The sequence below is a fragment of the Cupriavidus sp. FW305-F7 genome (genome assembly GCF_058782875.1).
This window is the reverse complement of the sequence record NZ_JBYSYC010000002.1, coordinates 166428-183825: the sequence shown is the minus strand read 5'-3', so window position 1 is coordinate 183825 and position 17398 is coordinate 166428. Positions and strand designations below refer to the sequence as shown.

Annotated in this window: 18 protein-coding genes and 1 other RNA gene; 10 read left to right on the top strand and 9 right to left on the bottom strand. The window is 69.8% G+C overall.

Annotated features, from left to right (window positions below):
- Positions 1–7: 7 nt before the first annotated feature.
- Both AC3WL8_RS02645 and AC3WL8_RS02640 read right to left on the bottom strand, forming a co-directional pair.
- Positions 8–1201 (bottom strand): PepSY-associated TM helix domain-containing protein, encoded by a 1194-nt coding sequence (locus tag AC3WL8_RS02645; protein ID WP_211980177.1) that lies wholly within the window; start codon positions 1199–1201, stop codon positions 8–10.
- Between the two features lie 132 nt (positions 1202–1333).
- The gene (locus AC3WL8_RS02640) at positions 1334–2854 is read right to left on the bottom strand and encodes a cobyric acid synthase (protein ID WP_492377826.1); all 1521 of its coding nucleotides are present in this window, start codon (positions 2852–2854) and stop codon (positions 1334–1336) included.
- A gap of 41 nt (positions 2855–2895) precedes the next feature.
- Here AC3WL8_RS02640 and cobU point away from each other — a divergent pair, with 41 nt between their 5' ends.
- The 4 genes from cobU to AC3WL8_RS02620 are packed head-to-tail and all read left to right on the top strand — an operon-like array spanning position 2896 to position 6499.
- Positions 2896–3591 (top strand): bifunctional adenosylcobinamide kinase/adenosylcobinamide-phosphate guanylyltransferase, encoded by a 696-nt coding sequence (cobU, locus tag AC3WL8_RS02635; RefSeq protein ID WP_041228453.1) that lies wholly within the window; start codon positions 2896–2898, stop codon positions 3589–3591.
- Positions 3585–4559: an adenosylcobinamide-phosphate synthase CbiB gene (gene cbiB, locus AC3WL8_RS02630; protein WP_013957799.1), complete on the top strand. Its 975-nt coding sequence runs from the start codon at positions 3585–3587 to the stop codon at positions 4557–4559. The genes cobU and cbiB overlap by 7 nt, the downstream gene beginning before the upstream one ends.
- Positions 4556–5575 carry a threonine-phosphate decarboxylase CobD gene (gene cobD / locus AC3WL8_RS02625; protein ID WP_492377825.1) on the top strand — a complete coding sequence of 340 codons (1020 nt, stop codon included), beginning with the start codon at positions 4556–4558 and terminating at the stop codon, positions 5573–5575. The genes cbiB and cobD overlap by 4 nt, the downstream gene beginning before the upstream one ends.
- An 18-nt stretch (positions 5576–5593) precedes the next feature.
- Entirely contained in the window at positions 5594–6499 is a 906-nt protein-coding gene (locus tag AC3WL8_RS02620) for a cobalamin-binding protein (protein ID WP_211980179.1), read from the top strand.
- Here the strand turns inward: AC3WL8_RS02620 and AC3WL8_RS02615 are convergent, their stop codons facing one another.
- Genes AC3WL8_RS02615 through AC3WL8_RS02585 form a run of 7 tightly spaced genes read right to left on the bottom strand, consistent with a single transcriptional unit; the run spans position 6500 to position 13376 of the window.
- Positions 6500–7081 (bottom strand): histidine phosphatase family protein, encoded by a 582-nt coding sequence (locus AC3WL8_RS02615; RefSeq protein WP_211980180.1) that lies wholly within the window; start codon positions 7079–7081, stop codon positions 6500–6502. It abuts the gene before it with no gap.
- Positions 7066–7902 (bottom strand): adenosylcobinamide-GDP ribazoletransferase, encoded by an 837-nt coding sequence (locus AC3WL8_RS02610; protein ID WP_211980181.1) that lies wholly within the window; start codon positions 7900–7902, stop codon positions 7066–7068. The genes AC3WL8_RS02615 and AC3WL8_RS02610 overlap by 16 nt, the downstream gene beginning before the upstream one ends.
- A complete protein-coding gene (gene cobT, locus AC3WL8_RS02605) occupies positions 7899–8939 on the bottom strand; it encodes a nicotinate-nucleotide--dimethylbenzimidazole phosphoribosyltransferase (RefSeq protein ID WP_211980182.1) in 1041 nt (346 codons plus the stop codon). The genes AC3WL8_RS02610 and cobT overlap by 4 nt, the downstream gene beginning before the upstream one ends.
- Before the next feature lie 33 nt (positions 8940–8972).
- On the bottom strand, positions 8973–9605 hold the full coding sequence (gene cobO / locus AC3WL8_RS02600; protein WP_035823511.1) for a cob(I)yrinic acid a,c-diamide adenosyltransferase: 633 nt from the start codon (positions 9603–9605) through the stop codon (positions 8973–8975).
- Positions 9598–10440 (bottom strand): ABC transporter ATP-binding protein, encoded by an 843-nt coding sequence (locus AC3WL8_RS02595; RefSeq protein WP_211980183.1) that lies wholly within the window; start codon positions 10438–10440, stop codon positions 9598–9600. Before AC3WL8_RS02595 ends, cobO begins: the two co-directional genes overlap by 8 nt.
- On the bottom strand, positions 10437–11444 hold the full coding sequence (locus AC3WL8_RS02590; RefSeq protein WP_211980184.1) for a FecCD family ABC transporter permease: 1008 nt from the start codon (positions 11442–11444) through the stop codon (positions 10437–10439). Before AC3WL8_RS02590 ends, AC3WL8_RS02595 begins: the two co-directional genes overlap by 4 nt.
- Positions 11445–11459: 15 nt before the next feature.
- Positions 11460–13376 carry a TonB-dependent receptor domain-containing protein gene (locus AC3WL8_RS02585; RefSeq protein ID WP_211980185.1) on the bottom strand — a complete coding sequence of 639 codons (1917 nt, stop codon included), beginning with the start codon at positions 13374–13376 and terminating at the stop codon, positions 11460–11462.
- 582 nt (positions 13377–13958) lie between these two features.
- On the opposite strand from AC3WL8_RS02585, the gene AC3WL8_RS02580 reads away from it, so the two are divergent.
- The 6 genes from AC3WL8_RS02580 (at position 13959) to AC3WL8_RS02555 (ending at position 17375) form a co-directional block, all read left to right on the top strand.
- Entirely contained in the window at positions 13959–14279 is a 321-nt protein-coding gene (locus AC3WL8_RS02580) for a hypothetical protein (protein WP_010814920.1), read from the top strand.
- Complete coding sequence (locus AC3WL8_RS02575; protein ID WP_010814921.1) at positions 14276–14608, top strand: cell division protein ZapA; 333 nt, start codon at positions 14276–14278, stop codon at positions 14606–14608. Before AC3WL8_RS02580 ends, AC3WL8_RS02575 begins: the two co-directional genes overlap by 4 nt.
- Positions 14609–14874: 266 nt before the next feature.
- Positions 14875–15092, top strand: a non-coding RNA gene (ssrS, locus tag AC3WL8_RS02570) — 6S RNA.
- A gap of 110 nt (positions 15093–15202) precedes the next feature.
- Positions 15203–15685 carry an EVE domain-containing protein gene (locus AC3WL8_RS02565; RefSeq protein ID WP_035823523.1) on the top strand — a complete coding sequence of 161 codons (483 nt, stop codon included), beginning with the start codon at positions 15203–15205 and terminating at the stop codon, positions 15683–15685.
- Positions 15686–15737: 52 nt separating this feature from the next.
- Positions 15738–16562, top strand: coding sequence for a sulfite exporter TauE/SafE family protein (locus tag AC3WL8_RS02560; protein WP_114132884.1), 825 nt, complete (start codon positions 15738–15740; stop codon positions 16560–16562).
- Positions 16563–16676: 114 nt separating this feature from the next.
- On the top strand, positions 16677–17375 hold the full coding sequence (locus AC3WL8_RS02555; RefSeq protein ID WP_013957811.1) for an SIMPL domain-containing protein: 699 nt from the start codon (positions 16677–16679) through the stop codon (positions 17373–17375).
- The last annotated feature ends 23 nt before the right edge of the window (positions 17376–17398 follow it).

Below are 17398 nucleotides of genomic sequence, written 5' to 3'. Positions count from 1 at the left end.
GCTTTTTTCATGCCCGGCGCATGCCGGAGCGTTGTGCGGCCTTCACCATATGCCGCTGATGGCCCCGCCGCCGCTTCCACCAGATCAGCACGCCGGTCACGGCAAACGCCAGCGGTGCCAGCCCGAACAGCGTGATGAAGACGCGCCCCGGCAGCCCGAAGGCCTCGCCGGTATGCAGCGGGAACAGCCAGTTCAGCAGCGTGTCGCCCGCCGGCGCCTCGTGCGGATCACGCACGCCCAGCGGTTTGCCGCTCCAGGCATCGAGCCACAGCCGCGTGGCACCGGTGTCCTTGCGCACCTCGCCGGGCTGGCGCAGCCGTACCTCGAACGCGTCGCCCGGCTTGCGCGGGAAGCTGATGCGGGTCACCTGCGCTTGCGGGTATTGGGCCTGCGCCGCCGCCATGATCTCGCCCACGCCCAGCTGCCGGGCCCCGGCAGGCGCCGGTGCCGAGACGTGCTTCACCGGCGGCGTCACAGTCATTACGCCCGCCACCATCGGTGTCACCCACTTCGGCAGGTTCAGGTACCAGCCGGAAAAGGCAATGATGGCCAGCACCGGCGCGGCCAGGATGCCGCCCGCGCGATGCAGCGAATAGTTGAAGCGCGACCATGAACCGCCGTGCGTGATGCGGAACGCCTGCACCACCGAGCGCAGCTTCATCTTGGGCCACCACACCGCCACGCCCACCAGCGTGGTCAGCAACAGCAGCATGCCGGCCACGCCGGTGATGGTCTTGCCGGTGTCGCCGCTAAGCAGGTAGCGATGCAGGTGGAACAGCGTGGGCAGCAGCAGCCGGCGCGACAGGCCCGCCTCGCCCCAGACCCGCTCGCCCTTCACCGCAAGCGTGACCGGATCGACCATCACCTGGCGTGAGCGGCCCGGCACCACGCCGTCGGGCCCCTTGACCGGATACCAGGCGATAAAGACGCCGTCGGCATGGGCCGGCAGCATCAGCAGGTTGGGCTTGCCGTAGGGGGGCGCAGCCAGCCGCTCGGTCACTGCCTGGACCGTGGCCGGCGAGACCGGCTCCGTCATCGGCGCGGACGCCACCAGCAGGTCAGGGTTGAGCCAGGCATCCAGTTCGTCGCGCCAGGCGATGGTCATGCCGGTCAGCCCCAACAGGACGAACAGCAGGCCAAGGCTCAGGCCGATATACAGGTGCAGTTTGACGAGGACGACGCGCAGGCGGCCGGTGACCATGAGGGGGCTGAAGTACGTTGAGCGGACGCGGCCATGCGTGGAATATGGCGCACAAGCCACTTTCACGCAGAATGCAAATGCGAAAGATTCGCGATTCTAACAGGGCCCCGCCAGGCGGCCGTGCCGCATGCGTCAGCGCCGCAGCGGCGCTAGCATCGCATCCAGGTCCAGGTGCGCGGTCATGGTGTCGGCAAGCCGCTCGATCGATGCTTCGCGCAGTGCATCGAGGTCCACCGCCTGGGCGCCGTCCAGCCCCGCCCAGCGCAGCAGCGCCTGGCAGCCGGCGGGCTCGTCGAACAGGCCGTGGACATAGGTAGCTAGCACCTGGCCGTCGGCCGAGCGTGCGCCGTCGGGCCGCACCGTGCCGTCGCCGCGGTCGAGCCACAGGGCCGGCTGCTCAAGCCCCGCGCCCGTGGTGACGCCAAGATGGATCTCGTAGCCGCGCACCGGCGCATCGGCTTCATCCAGCGCCAGCCGGCCGCCGACCTGGCGCAGTTGCTTCTCTGCCGCCAGCGTGGTCTCGAAATCCAGCCAGCCGAGCCCAGCGCTGCTGCCGACCGGGCCTTCGCGGCCATCGGGATCGTGCACCTGCCGCCCCAGCATCTGCATGCCGCCGCAGATCCCGATCAGCTTGCCGCCGTAGCGCAGGTGCCGGGCCAGCACCGCGTCCCAGCCATTGGCCCGGATGAAGTCCAGGTCGCCGCGCACGTTCTTGCTGCCGGGCAGCACCACCAGGTCCGCGGGCGGGATCGGCATGCCGGGCCCGACAAACTGCAGGTCCACCTGCGGGTGCGCGCGCAGCGCGTCGAAATCGGTATGGTTGGCGATGCGCGGCAGCACCGGCACGATCACGCGCAGGCGCTGCGCCGGCGTGCCTGCCTTGTCCGCTTGCGTGCCGATGATGGCGTCCTCGGCATCCAGATGCAGGCCGTGCAGGTAGGGCAGCACGCCGAACACCGGCTTGCCGGTGCGCGCGACCAGCCAGTCCAGTCCCGGCTCCAGCAGGCCGATATCGCCGCGGAAGCGGTTGATGATGAAGCCGGTCACGCGCGCGCGTTCGCTGTCGGACAGGCAGTCGAGCGTGCCGATCAGGTGCGCAAACACGCCGCCGCGGTCGATGTCCGCCACCAGCACCACCGGGCAGTCGACGCGCTCGGCGAAGCCCATGTTGGCGATGTCGCGCTCGCGCAGGTTGATCTCGGCGGGACTGCCGGCGCCCTCCACCAGCACCACGTCATAGGCCTGCGCCAGGCGCGTGTGCGAAGCCAGCACGGCCTTCATCGCCTCGGGCTTGTAGGCATGGTAGGCGCGCGCATCCAGGTCCAGCCGCGCGCGGCCGTGGATGATCACCTGCGCACCGGTGTCGCTGCTGGGCTTGAGCAGCACCGGGTTCATGTCGGTATGCGGCGCCAGCCGCGCGGCCTGTGCCTGCAGCGCCTGCGCGCGGCCGATCTCGCCGCCGTCGGCGGTGACCGCGCTGTTCAGCGCCATGTTCTGCGGCTTGAATGGCACCACGTGCGTGCCGGCACGCGCCAGCACCCGGCACAGGCCGGCCACGATGGTGCTCTTGCCGGCATCGGAAGTCGTGCCCTGGACCATCAGCGTGCCGCGCAGGGCACCCGGCGGCAGGGATTGCGAGGAGTCGGTCTGCATTGGCGGATTATCGCACCGGTGCCTGCAACACCTCCCGTGCGATGCCCGGATGCGGCGGCTACAATACGCGGATGGAAACCCCGGCCATCGCACCCGCCTCCGCCCCCGACACCGCCACCCAGCCGCGTGCCGCCGGCGGACACGGTAACCGCCAGCTCACCCTGGTGCTGGGCGGCGCGCGTTCCGGCAAGAGCCATTACGCCGAACAGCTCGCCACCGACCATGCCACCATCACCGGCGGCCCGGTCACCTACATCGCGACCGCGCACCAGGACCCGGCGCACGCCGACCAGGAGCTCGAGGTCCGCATCGCCCTGCACCGCGCCCGCCGCCCCGCCGACTGGCGCCTGGTGGAAGAACCGGTGCACCTGGCCGATGCGCTCTACGCCAACGCGCGCCACGACGGCTGCATCCTGGTGGATTGCATGACGCTGTGGATGAACAACCTGATCTTCCCCGACGGCCGCACGTATCCTGAGCATGGCGTGATCACGCCGCCGGATGCCTTCACCGAAGAAATCGAAGCGCTGCTCTCCGCGCTGCCCACGCTGCCGGGCCATGTGATCCTGGTCACGAACGAGATCGGCTTCGGCGTGATCCCGATGGGCGCCATCACCCGCTTCTATGTCGATGAACTGGGCCGCCTGAACCAGAAGCTGGCCGCCGCCGCCGACTGCGTGCGGCTGATGGTGGCAGGCATTCCGGTTGCGGTGAAGGGTGCCGATCCCACATGCTGATGCTGGCCTGGCCGGCATGCGTGGCAGCGGCACTGACGGGCGTTCTGCTGGACCGCTGGCTGGGCGAGCCGCGCCGCTGGCATCCGCTGGTGGGCTTCGGCCGCATCGCTGCCGCACTTGAGCGGCGGCTCAACCCCGCGCCGCAGCGCGGTGCGCCCTGGCGCCAGCGCCTTGCCGGTCTCGCCGGCTGGTGTGTGCTGGTGCTGGTGCCGGCAGCGCTCGCATGGTGGCTGGTCGACGCCGCGGCCAGCCTGCACCCGGTTGCCGCCCTGGCGCTGCATGCGGTGGCGCTGTACGCCGCACTCGGCGCGCGCAGCCTGCGCCAGCATATCGCCCCGATCGCCGCCGCCCTTGCCGCGGCAGACCTGCCCGCCGCGCGCGCGCTGACCGCGCGCATCGTCTCGCGCGACACCACCGATGCCGATGCTGAAGCACTGGCCCGTGCCGCCTGTGAGTCGGCACTGGAAAACGGCAACGACGCGGTCTTCGGAGCGCTGTTCTGGTTCCTGGTCGGCGGCGCGCCCGCCGTGATCGTGTTCCGGCTGGCCAATACGCTCGATGCGATGTGGGGCTACCGCACGCCGCGGCTGCTGTATTTCGGCTGGGCCGCGGCGCGCATCGACGACGGGCTCAACCTCGTGCCCGCGCGCCTGACCGCGCTGTCCTATGCGCTGCTCGGCGCCACCGCGCAGGCGCTGCATTGCTGGCGCACGCAGGCCCCGGCATGGTCGAGTCCGAATGCCGGCCCCGTGATGGCCGCGGGCGCCGGTGCGGTGGGCGTGCGGCTCGGCGGCCCGGCGCGCTATCACGGCGAGATCGAGCAACGCCCGCCGCTGGGCGCCGGCCCCGCGCCGCAAGCCGCGCACGTGATGGCGTGCCTGCGGCTGGTCGAGCGCACCTTGTGGCTGTGGCTGGCGTTGGCAGGCGCCAGCGCGCTGGCCGTCCTTGCGGTTGCCAAGCCGACATGAACACCGCCCTGCCCACGATCCGCCACGGCGGCGACCTCCTTGCCGCGGTGCGCCGCTACGGCCGCCCCGCCGGCGACTGGCTCGACCTGTCCACCGGCATCAATCCCGACGGCTATCCGGTGCCGGCGCTGCCTGCGCGAGCGTGGCAACGGCTGCCGCAGGATGACGACGGACTGGCCGAACTGGCCGCACAGGCCTGCGGCGCGCCGCAGGCCTTGCCCGTCGCCGGCTCGCAGGCCGCCATCCGCACGCTGCCGGGTCTGCTGCGCCCGGGCCGCGTGGGCATCGCCGCGCTCGGCTACAGCGAATACGCGCCGGCCTTCGCTGCCGCGGGCCATGCGGTGGCGCCGCTGGATGAAGCGGCTTTCGCGCAAGCGGCGCTGGCCGACGAGCTCGACCATCTCGTCGTCGTGAACCCGAACAACCCGACCGGCCGCATGCTGCCCGCCGCCACGCTGCTGCGCTGGCACGCGAAGCTGGCGGCGCGCGGCGGCACGCTGCTGGTCGATGAAGCCTTTATCGATTGCCTGCCCGATGGCTCCGTAGCCGCGCAAAGCGGCAAGGCCGGCCTGGTGGTGCTGCGCTCGATCGGCAAGTTCTATGGCCTGGCCGGCATCCGCTGCGGCTTCGTACTGGCGCAGCCGGCACTGCTGGACGCGCTGCGCGAGCGCCTGGGCCACTGGACCGTATCGGGCCCGGCACGCGAGGTCGCGCAGCATGCGCTGGCCGACCACGCCTGGCAGGATGCCACCCGCGCGCGGCTGCAAGCATGCGGGGCGAAGCTGGCCGCGCTGCTGGACCGCCATGGCCTGGCGCCGGTGATGCATCCGCTGTTCTGCTGGGTGCCGCATGACGACGCCGCGCGGTTGCACCACGCGCTCGCGCAACAAGGCGTCTGGACCCGCTACTTCGACGCCGCCGGCGGCTGCTCGCCGAGCCTGCGCCTGGGCCTGCCGCCGGACCAGCCACACGCCTGGCAGCGGCTGGACGCGGCACTGGCCGCAGCCACTGCCTGAACCACTTTCCCCGATGCCATGCTGAACCGCCTGACGCCCGTTATCGCTTCCACGCTGCTGCTAGCAGCCCTGCCCGCCGCCGCCGCGGTGTCTGCCGTGGATGACTCAGGCCAGACCGTGACGCTGGCGCAGCCCGCGCGCCGCGTGATCTCGCTGGCGCCGCACGTCACCGAAATGATCTTCGCGGCCGGCGGCGGCGAGCGCATCGTCGGCACGGTCAGCTACAGCGACTACCCGCCGCAGGCGCGCGAGATCGCGCGCGTGGGCGACAACAAGGCGCTGGACCTGGAGCGCATCGCCGCGCTCAAGCCCGACCTGATCGTGGTCTGGCGCCACGGCAATGCGCAGAAGCAGACCGATCGCCTGCGCGCGCTCGGCATCCCGCTGTTCTACAGCGAGCCGCGCAGGCTGGCAGCGATCCCGGAGAACATGGAGAAGCTCGGCACGCTGCTGGGCACCGAAGCCACCGCGCGGCGCGCTGCCGACGGCTTCCGCCAGCAGGTGGAGACTCTGCGCAAGACCTACGCGGCACGCCCGCCGGTGACGGTGTTCTACCAGGTCTGGCAGCAGCCGCTGATGACGCTCAACGGCCAGCACCTGGTCAGCGACATGCTGGCGCTGTGCGGCGGGCGCAACCTGTTCGCGGCCGAGACGCCGCTGGTGCCGACCGTGTCGGTCGAAGCGGTGATCGCGGGCAACCCGGAAGCGATGCTGACCGCTGGCATGGGCGCCACGCGCTCGGACCAGCCGCTGCCGGATTTCGAGATGTGGCGGCGCTGGAAGCAGGTCACGGCGGTGGCGCGCAACAACCTGTTCGTGATCGACGGCGACCTGGTCAACCGCGCCGGTCCGCGCGTGGTGCAAGGTGCCGAGCTGATCTGCAAGGACCTCGACACCGCGCGCAAGCGCCGGCCCGCACGCTGATCAGGCGGCGCGGTTCCACCAGCCGAGCCGGACCCCGCCCGGCCCCAGCGTGAAGCCGCAACTGGCACCGAAGCCCAGCTCCCAGGTGACCGTCGCCGCCAGCGGCACGCCCAGCCAGTGCGCGGCCAGCATGCGCATCGGGCCAGCATGGCCGACCACCCACAGACATTGCGCGCGATCTTCCGCCAGCGTTGCGGCCCAGCCGGCAACCCGCGCCATCGCCTGCGCCGGCGCTTCGCCGCCATGCGGGCGCGCGTGCAGCAGGTCGGCCGCCCACTGGTCGAGCGCGGCGCGGTCGATCGCATCCCAGGCCACGCCCTCCCAGCTGCCGAAGTCGATTTCGCGCAGCCGGGGTTCGGTGTCGATGGCCGGCGCGCCGGCCGATAACGTCTGCACCAGCGCCTGCGCGGTGCCGAGCGCGCGCGCCAGCGGGCTGGCGACAATGCGATCCGGCGTGGGCAGGCCGGCGGCGATCCGTTCCGCCGCAGGCGTCAGGGGCGCCACCAGCGGCAGGTCGAGGCAGCCATAGCAGGTGCCCGCCGGCACCTGCGGCTGCGCATGGCGGATCAGGACCACATCCATGCCGCGGCCACCAGGTAGAGCAGGATCTCGGCGCACTGCTGGGCCATGCCCAGGCAGTCGCCGGTATAGCCGCCGATGCGGCGCACGAAGTAGTGGCCGAGCAGCAGGCGCAGACCCAGCAGCGCGACCACTGCCGTCGCGCAGAACCACGGCGACACCAGCCACAGCGGCACCAGCCCGCACAGCAGCGCGAACGCCAGCCCCGCGCCGGCCAGCTTCTGCGCCACCGGCTTGGCCTTGCCTTCGGGGCGCACATAGGTCAGCGTGGCCAGATAGCTGGCCGCCATCGCGCGGCTGGCGGCGTGCGCGGCGACGATCACCGCCAGCAGCACCATCAACCCGCCGCGCCCCGCAATCGCCACCAGCAACTGCCACTTGAGCAGCAGCGCCACCACCAGCGCGATCGCACCGAACGCGCCGATGCGCGAGTCATGCATGATGCGCAGCACGTCCTCGCGCTGCCACGCACCGCCGAAGGCATCGACGCAATCGGCCAGGCCGTCTTCATGGAAGGCCCCGGTCAGCAGCAGCGTGGCGGCCATGCCCAGCAGCACGGCCACGCCGGGCGGCCACCACAGCATTGCGCCCCAGGTGACCAGCGCGCCCACCCCGCCCACCAGCAGCCCGACCAGCGGGAAGTAGCGCGCGGCGGCGTGCAGGTAATGCGGTTCGAATCCGGCCCAGCGCGCCAGCCAGCCCGGCAGCGGCACGCGCGTGAAGTAGCCCAGCGCGGTCAGGAAATAGCGCAGCTCGCCGGCCACGCCGGCGGGGCTGCGTGGTTCGGGTGCTGGTGCAGGCACCGGGTCGGACGGCACGCTCATGGCGAGGCGGTGCTGACGCCGGCGCCGCTGAAGGTCGCCATTTCGTTCAGGAACGCCGCCGCCGAGGCCAGCAACGGCCACGCCAGCGCGGCGCCCGTGCCCTCGCCCAGGCGCAGGTCCAGCGCCAGCAGCGGCGCGGCGCCGAACTGGTCGAGCAGCGCACGGTGGCCGCGCTCATGCGAGCAGTGCGTGAACACGCAGTACTGCAGCACGTTGGGGTCCAGGCGCTGCGCCACCAGCAGCGCGGCCGTGGCGATAAAGCCATCGACCAGGATCACCATGCGGCTCGCGGCGGCGGCCAGGAAGGCGCCTGCCATCATCGCGATCTCGAAGCCGCCGAAGGTGGCCAGCACCTCCAGCGGCGCCTGCACATCGGCATGCAGCGCCAGCGCGCGCTCCAGCACCTCGCGCTTGCGCGCGAGGCCGGCATCGTCCAGCCCGGTGCCGCGCCCGATGCAGTCTGCCAGCGGCAGGCCGGTCAGCCGCTGCATCAGGCAGGCGGCCGCTGAAGTATTGGCAATGCCCATCTCGCCGAAGCCGATCACGTTGCAGCCCTGCTGCGCATGGCGCAGCACGCGCGCCATGCCGGCCGTCATCGCCGCGGCCGCCTGCGCCGATGTCATCGCCGGCTCCACCGCGAAGTTGCGGGTGCCGTCGGCAATGCGGCAGTTGACCAGGCCCGGTGCCGCCGGCAGCGGCACGCGCACGCCCGCGTCGACGATCTCCAGCGCAATGCCGTGCTGGCGCGAGAACACATTGATCGCCGCGCCGCCAGCCAGGAAGTTCTGAACCATCTGCGCGGTGACCTCGGCCGGATAGGCGCTGACACCGGCGTCGGCCACGCCATGGTCGGCGGCAAACACGATCACCGTCGGGCGCTGCAGCACCGGCCGCGCCGTGCCGAGGATCAGGCCCAGCTGCAGGGCCAGCGATTCCAGCCGGCCCAGTGCGCCGAGCGGCTTGGTCTTGTCGTCGATGGCGGCCTGCAGCACGGGGCGCAGGGCATCGTCGAGGGGAGTGATTTCCGGAAACTGCATGATGCTTTGACCTTGTATTCCAAAAGGATGCGGCTACATTTCAACGCCGCGCTGCGCCTTGATGCCCTGCTGGAAGGCATGCTTGACCGGCGTCATGTCGGTGACGGTGTCGGCCGCCTCCACCAGCGCCGGCGGCGCGCCGCGGCCGGTGATGACCACGTGCTGCATCGGCGGGCGCGCGCGCAGGTCGGCAATGACCTGCTCCACATCAAGATAGTGCAGCTTGAGCGCGATGTTCAGTTCGTCGAACAGCACCAGGCCGATGCCGGGGTCGCGCAGCATGCCGCGCGCCACTTCCCAGGCAGCCTCGGCCTTGGCCACGTCGCGGGCGCGGTCCTGCGTTTCCCAGGTATAGCCCTCACCCATCACGTGGAAGGCGCACTCGTCCGGGAAGCGGCGCAGGAACATCTCTTCGCCGGTGGGCTGCGCGCCCTTGATGAACTGGACCACGCCGGTGCGCATGCCGTGGCCTAGCGCGCGCACCACCATGCCGAAGCCCGAGCTGGACTTGCCCTTGCCATTGCCGGTGGTGATGACGATCACGCCGCGCTCGTCCTGCGCGGCGGCAATTTTGGCGTCGACGATTTCTTTCTTGCGCTCCATGCGCGCCTTGTGGCGGGCATCGCGGTCCGGGTCTTCTGCAGGCGGGTTCTGGGTATCAGTCATGATGTGTGTCGGGTATGGGTGGGGCGGCGCCGTCGGGAATCAGCGCAGTATGCGCGCCGTCGGTGACGCTGACGATGGCGGTGCGCAGCGCGCGCGAGCAGTGTTCAGGGGTCAGCACCTGGGCGGCAGTGCCATGCAGCGTCGTGCCGTCTTCTGCCATCAGCAGGGCGTGGGTGGCGTAGCGCAGCGCCAGCGTCAGGTCGTGCAGGATCACCACGATGGCATGGCGCCCGGCCCGGGCCAGCGCGGCCAGCTGTTCCAGCACCAGGATCTGGTGGCGCAGGTCCAGGTGCGAGACCGGTTCGTCCAGCAGCAGCAGCGGCGCCTGCTGCGCCAGCGCCGCGGCCAGCGAGGCGCGCTGGCGCTCGCCGCCGGACAGGGTCAGCACATCGCGCGCGGCCAGCGCCTCAATATCCATCGCGCGGATCACTTCGTGCACGATGCGGTCGTCCTCGCGCCCGCTCCAGCCCCAGCCGGACAGGTGCGGATGCCGCCCCACGCGCACGGCATCCTGCACCGACATCGAGAAGGTGTCATGCACGGCCTGCGGCAGATAGGCGCGCTGGCGCGCCAGCACCGCCGGCGCGATCTGCGCCGCCGCGGTGCCGTCGATCTCTGCGCTGCCGCCATCGGCGTGGCGCAGGCCGGCCAGCACCGTCATCAGCGTGGACTTGCCGGCACCGTTGGGCCCTGCAATGCACCATAGCTGCCCCGCGCCGATGGTCATCGTCAGGCGATCCACCAGCACGCGCTGTCCGGTGCGCAGCCGCACATCGCGCAGCGCAAGCTGCGGACAGGCGGTGAGCGGATGGGACCAGTGCGGGCCTTGGCTCATCGCGGCCTCCGCAGCAGCAGGTAGAGGAAGGTCGGCACTCCCAGCAGCCCGGTGATCACACCCACCGGCAGCTGCGCGGGCGCAATCACGGTGCGTGCGATCAGGTCGGCGGCCATCAAAAGCGCCCCGCCCAGCAGCGTGGCGGCCGGCAGCAGCAGGCGCTGGTCGTTGCCCCAAGCGAGGCGCACCAGGTGCGGCACCACCAGCCCGACAAAGCCGATCGAGCCGGCCGTGGTGATGGCCGCGGCGATGCACAGCGACGCCAGCAGGAAGGTCGCCAGCCGCACGCGGCCCACGCGCACGCCCAGCGACTGCGCCACGGTCTCGCCCAGCAGCATCACGTTGAGCGCGCGCGCCATCGGCATGGCCAGCAGCAGCGCCACCACCAGCATGGCCAGCGCGCCGCCGTAGGCGGCGGTGCCGCTCAGGTCGCCGGTCAGCCAGAACAGCATGCCGCGCAGGCGCGACTCCGGCGCAATGGAAAGGATCAGGGTAATGACCGCGCCCCAGCCTGCGGCCAGGATCACGCCGGTCAGCAACAGCCGGGCGCCCGCCTCGCGGTGGCCGCCCTGCACCTGCGGATGCAGCAGGTCGCGCCGCGCCAGCGACGCCACCAGCACCATCGCCGCCAGTGCACCGGCGGCGGCGGCGGCCTGCACGCCCCACCACGGCGCCAGCAGCAGCATCGCCAGCAGCGCGGCAGTGGAGGCGCCGCCCGACACGCCCAGCACATAGGGCTCGGCCAGCGGGTTGCGCAGCAGCACCTGCATCAGCGCGCCGGACAGGGCCAGCAGCCCGCCGCAGGCAAACGCCGCTGCCGCGCGCGGCAGCCGCAGTTCGCGCACGATCGCTGCGGCGGTGCCGGTGTCAGTGCCGCTGAACGCAAGCCAGAGCTCGCGCGCATCGAGCGGCACGCTGCCCAGCGCCAGCGACAACGCGAACGCCAGCAGCGCCGCGAGCGCCAGCACCAGCCAGATCGCCAGGGCGCGCCGGAACTCAGACATGGCGCGCCCGTGCGCTCATCGCTGGCGCCAGCCCAGCGTGATGAAGCCCGCGCGCCCCTGGGTGTTGTAGGGGTAGGCGAGCTGGTAATCCTTGTCGAACAGGTTTTCGACGCGGGCGGCGATGAACCATTGCTTGTCGATGTTGTAGCGGGCGTTCAGGTTGACGATACCGTATCCGCCCAGCCGGCGCGAGCCGGCATCCATGCGCGACGACGACACCAGCCATTCGCCGCCGAAGCGCCAGTTGCCGAAATCACGGCCAACATCGAGCGCGGCATGGCGGCGCGCGCGGCGCAGCAGCTGGGTGTTGGTCTGCTCGTCGACCGGGTTCTGGAAGGTCACGCTGGCGCCGAGGTCGGTGCCATACACGCTGGCGCGCCACGATGCCTCGATGCCCTGCACCTTGGCCTTGTTGACGTTCTGCGCCAGGAACATGCCGCTGGGCTGCTGCGCCGACACGATCAGGTCGTCGTAGCGCGTCTCGAAGGCGGTCACGCGCAGCAAACCGGCGCTGGCGGTGGCGTACTGCACGCCGGCCTCGACCGACTTGGCACGTTCGGGCTGCAGGTTCGGCTGGCCGAAGTTGGGGTAGTACAGCTCGTTGAAGGTCGGCGCGCGGAAGGCATTGCTGACGCTGGCGATCAGCTTGAGCGCATCAGTCACGTAGTAACCGTAGCCGGCGCGGAAGCTGCCCTGGTTGCCGAAGTCGGAATAGTGGTCGTTGCGCGCGTTGAGCTGCAGCTGGTGCTGGCCGATGCGCCCGTCATAGCCGCCGAACACCGAGAACACATTGCGCGTGGGCGCGCCGTAGGCGCTGGAGTCCAGCTCCTGCTGCAGGTAGTCGGTGCCGAACAGCAGCGTGTGGTTCGCGGCCAGCGCATACTCGTTCTGCCAGTTGAACTGGCGGTTGCGGGTATTGAAGGTGCCGTTGGGCCTGCCGTTGAGGAAGGTGTCGCTGCGGTCCTCGCTCTGCGACAGCTTGAAGTGGGTGGACCAGTCCGCCCCCACCTTGCCGTTGACGAAGGCCGACAGCGTGTACAGCTCGCTGTTGGTGCGGTTGTCGTCGGTCGGGCGCCCGAAGGCGCTGTCGAACGACAGCTTGCTCTTCGAGTAGTAGCCGGTGAAGCCCGCGTCCCAGTCCGGCGCGAAGCGGTGCTTGACCTGGCCCGACACGCTCTGGTTCTCGTACGGGTTGTCGTTGGGATTGGCGCGCGGCGCCTGCTTCGTGTTGATCGACGAGAAGCCGTCGGTCTTGAACGCCGAGCCGGTCAGGTTGAACGAGGTATCGCCGACCTGGCCGCCATAGCCGACCGTGCCCTGGCGCGTGTTGTTGCTGCCGTACTCCACCTGCGCATTGGCCGCCGGCGCCTGGCCCGCGCCGCTCTTGGTGAAGATCTGCACCACGCCGCCGATGGCGTCCGAGCCGTACAGCGCCGACACATTGCCCCGCACCACCTCGATGCGCTCGATCTGGTCGGGCAGGATATTGGCCAGCTGCGCGGTGCCGCTGCTCACGGACGATACCCGCACGCCGTCGATCAGGATCAGCGTCTGGTTGGAGTTGGCGCCGCGCATGAACAGGGTGGTGTTGCTGCCCATGCCGCCGTTGGTCGAGAACTCCACGCCGGCCTGGTTGCGCAGCAGCGTGCGCAGGTCGGGCGCCTGCGAGTTGACGATGTCCTGCTGCGTCACCACCGTGGTGTGAGGCAGCGCCTCGGTAATGGCTTGCTCGGTACGGGTGGAGGTGACCACCACCGGCGCGAGCTGCGTGGTGTGGCTGTCGGGGCGGCTGCCGGTGCCGCTGTCGGCCGCTTGCGCGAACGAAGTGGCCGGAACCAGGGTGAACGAGGCGATGGCCGCCAGGATGGCGGGCACGGACGGACGCACCGCCGGGGTTGCCGGGCGGGTCGACCTGTGGAGCGATGAACGCATGATGCAGGACTGGATAGGAACGGCCGGGCCCGTTCCCCCGCGGACCATATGGCGATGAGGCGTGCCGCGCACGGGCGGCAACCCGCGTTCAGGCCGGTATCCGGGCTGGCGACACTGGACCGGCGCCTTCCCGAACCTGCGGTTCAGTGGCGTGTGGCCGGTCCTGCGGTGCATGTGGCCGGGAATGGGATCCGGCCTTGCCAGCGGCGTTGCCGGCAGGCTGGCTGTCGGCGATGTCGGAGTCTGGCAGATGCACACCGCGGTCGCTTACCGTTGCGGGGGCAGCACAGGTTGGCCTGTCCGGCGCGCAGCCGGCCCGGCTCCCTGTTTCCCGTTGAACTGCCCTTTCGCCAGGGACGAAAAGGGCGAGCACCTGGAACGTGCGCGAGTCTAGGGCGTTTCGCCCCCCGCGTCAACGCGGCTGCCAGTAGTGCTTTGTCACAACTCTGGTGGCGTTTTAGGTGCAGAAGCCTGCAACTTCCACGCGGGTCGCCGGTCACAAACCCTTTCCTCCGCATTGTGCAAGCCGGCGCATCGGCTAGAATCGCGATACCTGACACTACTCCCATCATGACAGGCCCTATGCTCACCGAACTCGAACAACTGGCCGCCAAGATCGGGCGCGTGCTGCACCATGCGGACACCCTGGCGGCGGAGAACCAGCGGCTGCGCGACGAGATCGCCCGGCTGGAGGGCGAAGCCGCGCAGTTGCGCGGCGAGCGCGAGGCCATGGCCGCCGACCGCGAACTGCTCAATATCAAGATCGAGGAAGCGCAGCTGCGCATCCAGTCCATCCTTGACAAGCTGCCGACTGCCAGCGACACGCGCCAGCTCGACCTGCTCGGCGAAGAGGCTGCGGCGCAGGACGCCGAGCCGCACAAGGCCCCCGGAGAACACGCATGAGCAACAAGCAAGTCGAAGTCAATATCGCCGGCCAGCCCTACCGCTTCGCCATCGCGCCCGAGAACGAGGCCGCGCTGCTCGAAGCCGTGGCCCTGGTCGACACGCAAATGAACAAGCTGCGCAACGGCATCGCGGCCAAGGGCGTGGAGCGCGTGGCAGTCATGGCCGCCATCAGCATCGCCTCGGACCTGCTGTCGATGCAGCGCAAGCAGCAGGCCGAGGGCGCGATCCCGGTCGATGCCATCCGCGCGCGCATCCGCGAACTCAACGACCGCGCCGACGAGGCCCTGCGGCAATATGCGCACGTGGGCACCGGTACGCGCGGCTGAGCGATGACGCAGGGATGTGCTGCGGATGCCGCGCTGTCGCGCAAAATGTAACGATACGCGCGAGTGGACTTGGTATGCCCTGCGACGCGGTGTATAGTGTAGCCAGACTGCACGAGGCACCATAGATGTGCAGCGACAGGCCAGGTTATCGCGCCCGGCCGCCGTTCTTATCCCATCCTAGTCAGAAACGGCAAACGTCTGACATCCCGCACGCGGATCCGGTTTTCCGGGCACGATGATGCGCCTGGAAAGTCAGACGTTTGACAGTTTCCCTGCCTGGTTCGTGAGGGTCATAAACTCCTTGAACCGATATGCATTGCATGGTGCGGGATCATGTCGCGTGGGCGAGCGCGTCATCGCATTCATAGTCTGGGCCTGGCCTGGACTCCCTGAGTGGATGATGTACCCGAAATGCGACTTCCGCAGCCACTCTGAACCTCACTTGGGTTCAGGATGCCGACCCAGCGGCCAAGGCGGGGACCCCTTAAAAAGGCGGTGGTTTTCTGAACCATCGCCTTTTTTCTTGCCTGCGCGTCCGCGTGCACACGCTGTGCACGCGGCGCCCTGATCTGCCTTCCATTCCTGAGCTGCGCCGTGAGCCCGAACCAGAACCAACGCGCCCGCCAGTACTGGCTGATGAAATCAGAACCGGATGAAGCCAGCATCGACGACCTGGCCCGCGAAGGCACGCTGCCCTGGACCGGCGTGCGCAACTACCAGGCGCGCAACTTCATGCGCGACACCATGCAGATCGGCGACGGCGTGCTGTTCTATCACTCGTCGTGCCCGGAGCCCGGCATTGCCGGCCTGGCCGAGGTCTGCTCAGTACCCTACCCCGACCCCACCCAGTTCGACCGCAAGAGCCCGTACTACGATGCCGCATCCAAGGCCGAGGCCCCGCGCTGGCTGCTGGTCGACGTGCGCTTCGAGCGCAAGAGCGCGCTGATCCCGCTGGCCGCATTGCGCGAGCATGAGGAACTGGCCGACATGGTGGTGCTACGTCGCGGCAACCGGCTGTCGATCACGCCGGTGACGCCGGCAGAATGGCGCTTCATCACCGGCAAGCTGATGCGCTGAACGCTGCCCGGCCGGCCCGGGCAAGGCTGATCACAACAACCCTGAAGACACGATGCAGTTCGACAACCTGCCGGTGCTGGTTCCTGCCCTGCTTGCCCTGGGCGCTTTCACCGGCTTCTGCGCCGGGCTGCTCGGCGTCGGCGGCGGCATGATGATGGTGCCCTTCCTGACGCTGCTGTTCACCAGCCTGGGCTTTGCCGACGAGGCCATCGTCCATATGGCGATCGCCACCTCGATGGGCACCATCCTGTTCACCTCATTGTCGTCCGTGCGCGCCCACCACCAGCGCGGCGCGGTGCGCTGGCCGATCGTGCTGGCGCTGGCGCCGGGCATCGTGCTCGGCGGCATGATCGGCGGCGGCAAGGTGTTCGCGGCGCTCAAGACCAGCTGGCTGTCGCTTGCCTTTGCCGGCTTCGTCGGATTTTCCGCGCTGCAGATGCTGCGCAACCGTCGCCCCAAGCCCGGCCGGCAGCTGCCCGGCTTTGCCGGCATGGCAGGCGCGGGCGGCGTGATCGGCTTCCTGTCCAGCCTGGTGGGCGCGGGCGGCGCCTTTGTCTCGGTGCCGTTCATGACCTGGTGCAACGTGCCGATCCACAACGCGGTGGCCACCTCGGCCGCGCTCGGCTTCCCGATCGCCGCGGCCAGCGTGGCCGGCTATGTCTGGAGCGGCTGGCAGATGCCGGGGCTGCCGGCGGGATCGCTCGGCTATCTCTACCTGCCGGCCCTGCTGGTGATCGCCGCGGCCAGCGTGATGACCGCGCCGCTGGGCGCGCGCACCGCGCACCGCATGGATGTGGGCCAGTTGCGCAAGGTCTTTGCCGTGCTGCTGCTGTGCCTGGCAAGCTATATGTTGTGGAAGGCCTGGCGGGCATTCTGACCCGGACGGGGGAGGCGCGCCCGCGCCGGCTTCGCAACAATCGTTTGCAATGTCGCGGAACGATCGGGCACCCGGGCACGTCTGATACCCATCACGTTCGAACAAGAGAACAACATGAAACAATGGCTTGCCGCCACCCTGCTGGGCACCACCGCCATCGTCGCCTCGGCGCACGGTGGCCCCACTGAAACGCCGTCGGGCGTACTGTCGCTGAGCGCGCAGGCAGTCACCGAAGTGCCGACCGATATCGTGCACCTGACGCTTGCCGCGGAGCAGGAAGGCGCTGAACCGGCCGCGATTTCCTCGGGCCTGTCGGCCCGGACCCAGGCCGTCATCACGCAGGCGCGCCGCGTCCAGGGTGTGACCGCCGAGTCGGGCGGCTTCACCATTCACCCGAATACCGACCGCAACGGCCGCATCAGCACCTGGCGCGGGCGTTCCGAAGTCATCCTGAAGTCGCGCGATTTCTCGGCCGTGTCCAAGCTCGCCGGCGAGCTGGCCAGCCAGATGCAGGTGCAGAACATAGCCTTCTCGCTGTCGCGCGAAGCGCGCGAGGCGGCCGAAGCCAAGCTAGCCGAGCAGGCCATCGCCTCGTTCCGCGGCAAGGCGCAGTCGACCACCAAGCTGTTCGGCTACAACAGCTACACCATCCGCGAAGTCAGCCTGAATGAAACCGGCGTGGTGCCGCCGATGCCGCGCATGTACGGTGCTGCCAAGGCCATGATGGCCGACGCTGCGGTGCCGGTGCCGGTTGAGGGCGGCAAGACGCAGGTGACGGTGTCGGTCAACGGCTCCGTGCAGATGCTGAAGTAAGACAGCCGCGCCCTGCGCCATCG

Excerpts from the sequence above, each read along its gene's own strand:
- AC3WL8_RS02645 (WP_211980177.1), bottom strand. The coding sequence starts at position 1,201 with ATGGTCACCGGCCGCCTGCGCGTCGTCCTCGTCAAACTGCACCTGTAT.
- AC3WL8_RS02640 (WP_492377826.1), bottom strand. The coding sequence starts at position 2,854 with ATGCAGACCGACTCCTCGCAATCCCTGCCGCCGGGTGCCCTGCGCGGC.
- cobU (WP_041228453.1), top strand. The coding sequence starts at position 2,896 with ATGCCCGGATGCGGCGGCTACAATACGCGGATGGAAACCCCGGCCATC.
- cbiB (WP_013957799.1), top strand. The coding sequence starts at position 3,585 with ATGCTGATGCTGGCCTGGCCGGCATGCGTGGCAGCGGCACTGACGGGC.
- cobD (WP_492377825.1), top strand. The coding sequence starts at position 4,556 with ATGAACACCGCCCTGCCCACGATCCGCCACGGCGGCGACCTCCTTGCC.
- AC3WL8_RS02620 (WP_211980179.1), top strand. The coding sequence starts at position 5,594 with ATGCTGAACCGCCTGACGCCCGTTATCGCTTCCACGCTGCTGCTAGCA.
- AC3WL8_RS02615 (WP_211980180.1), bottom strand. The coding sequence starts at position 7,081 with ATGGATGTGGTCCTGATCCGCCATGCGCAGCCGCAGGTGCCGGCGGGC.
- AC3WL8_RS02610 (WP_211980181.1), bottom strand. The coding sequence starts at position 7,902 with ATGAGCGTGCCGTCCGACCCGGTGCCTGCACCAGCACCCGAACCACGC.
- cobT (WP_211980182.1), bottom strand. The coding sequence starts at position 8,939 with ATGCAGTTTCCGGAAATCACTCCCCTCGACGATGCCCTGCGCCCCGTG.
- cobO (WP_035823511.1), bottom strand. The coding sequence starts at position 9,605 with ATGACTGATACCCAGAACCCGCCTGCAGAAGACCCGGACCGCGATGCC.
- AC3WL8_RS02595 (WP_211980183.1), bottom strand. The coding sequence starts at position 10,440 with ATGAGCCAAGGCCCGCACTGGTCCCATCCGCTCACCGCCTGTCCGCAG.
- AC3WL8_RS02590 (WP_211980184.1), bottom strand. The coding sequence starts at position 11,444 with ATGTCTGAGTTCCGGCGCGCCCTGGCGATCTGGCTGGTGCTGGCGCTC.
- AC3WL8_RS02585 (WP_211980185.1), bottom strand. The coding sequence starts at position 13,376 with ATGCGTTCATCGCTCCACAGGTCGACCCGCCCGGCAACCCCGGCGGTG.
- AC3WL8_RS02580 (WP_010814920.1), top strand. The coding sequence starts at position 13,959 with ATGCTCACCGAACTCGAACAACTGGCCGCCAAGATCGGGCGCGTGCTG.
- AC3WL8_RS02575 (WP_010814921.1), top strand. The coding sequence starts at position 14,276 with ATGAGCAACAAGCAAGTCGAAGTCAATATCGCCGGCCAGCCCTACCGC.
- AC3WL8_RS02560 (WP_114132884.1), top strand. The coding sequence starts at position 15,738 with ATGCAGTTCGACAACCTGCCGGTGCTGGTTCCTGCCCTGCTTGCCCTG.
- AC3WL8_RS02555 (WP_013957811.1), top strand. The coding sequence starts at position 16,677 with ATGAAACAATGGCTTGCCGCCACCCTGCTGGGCACCACCGCCATCGTC.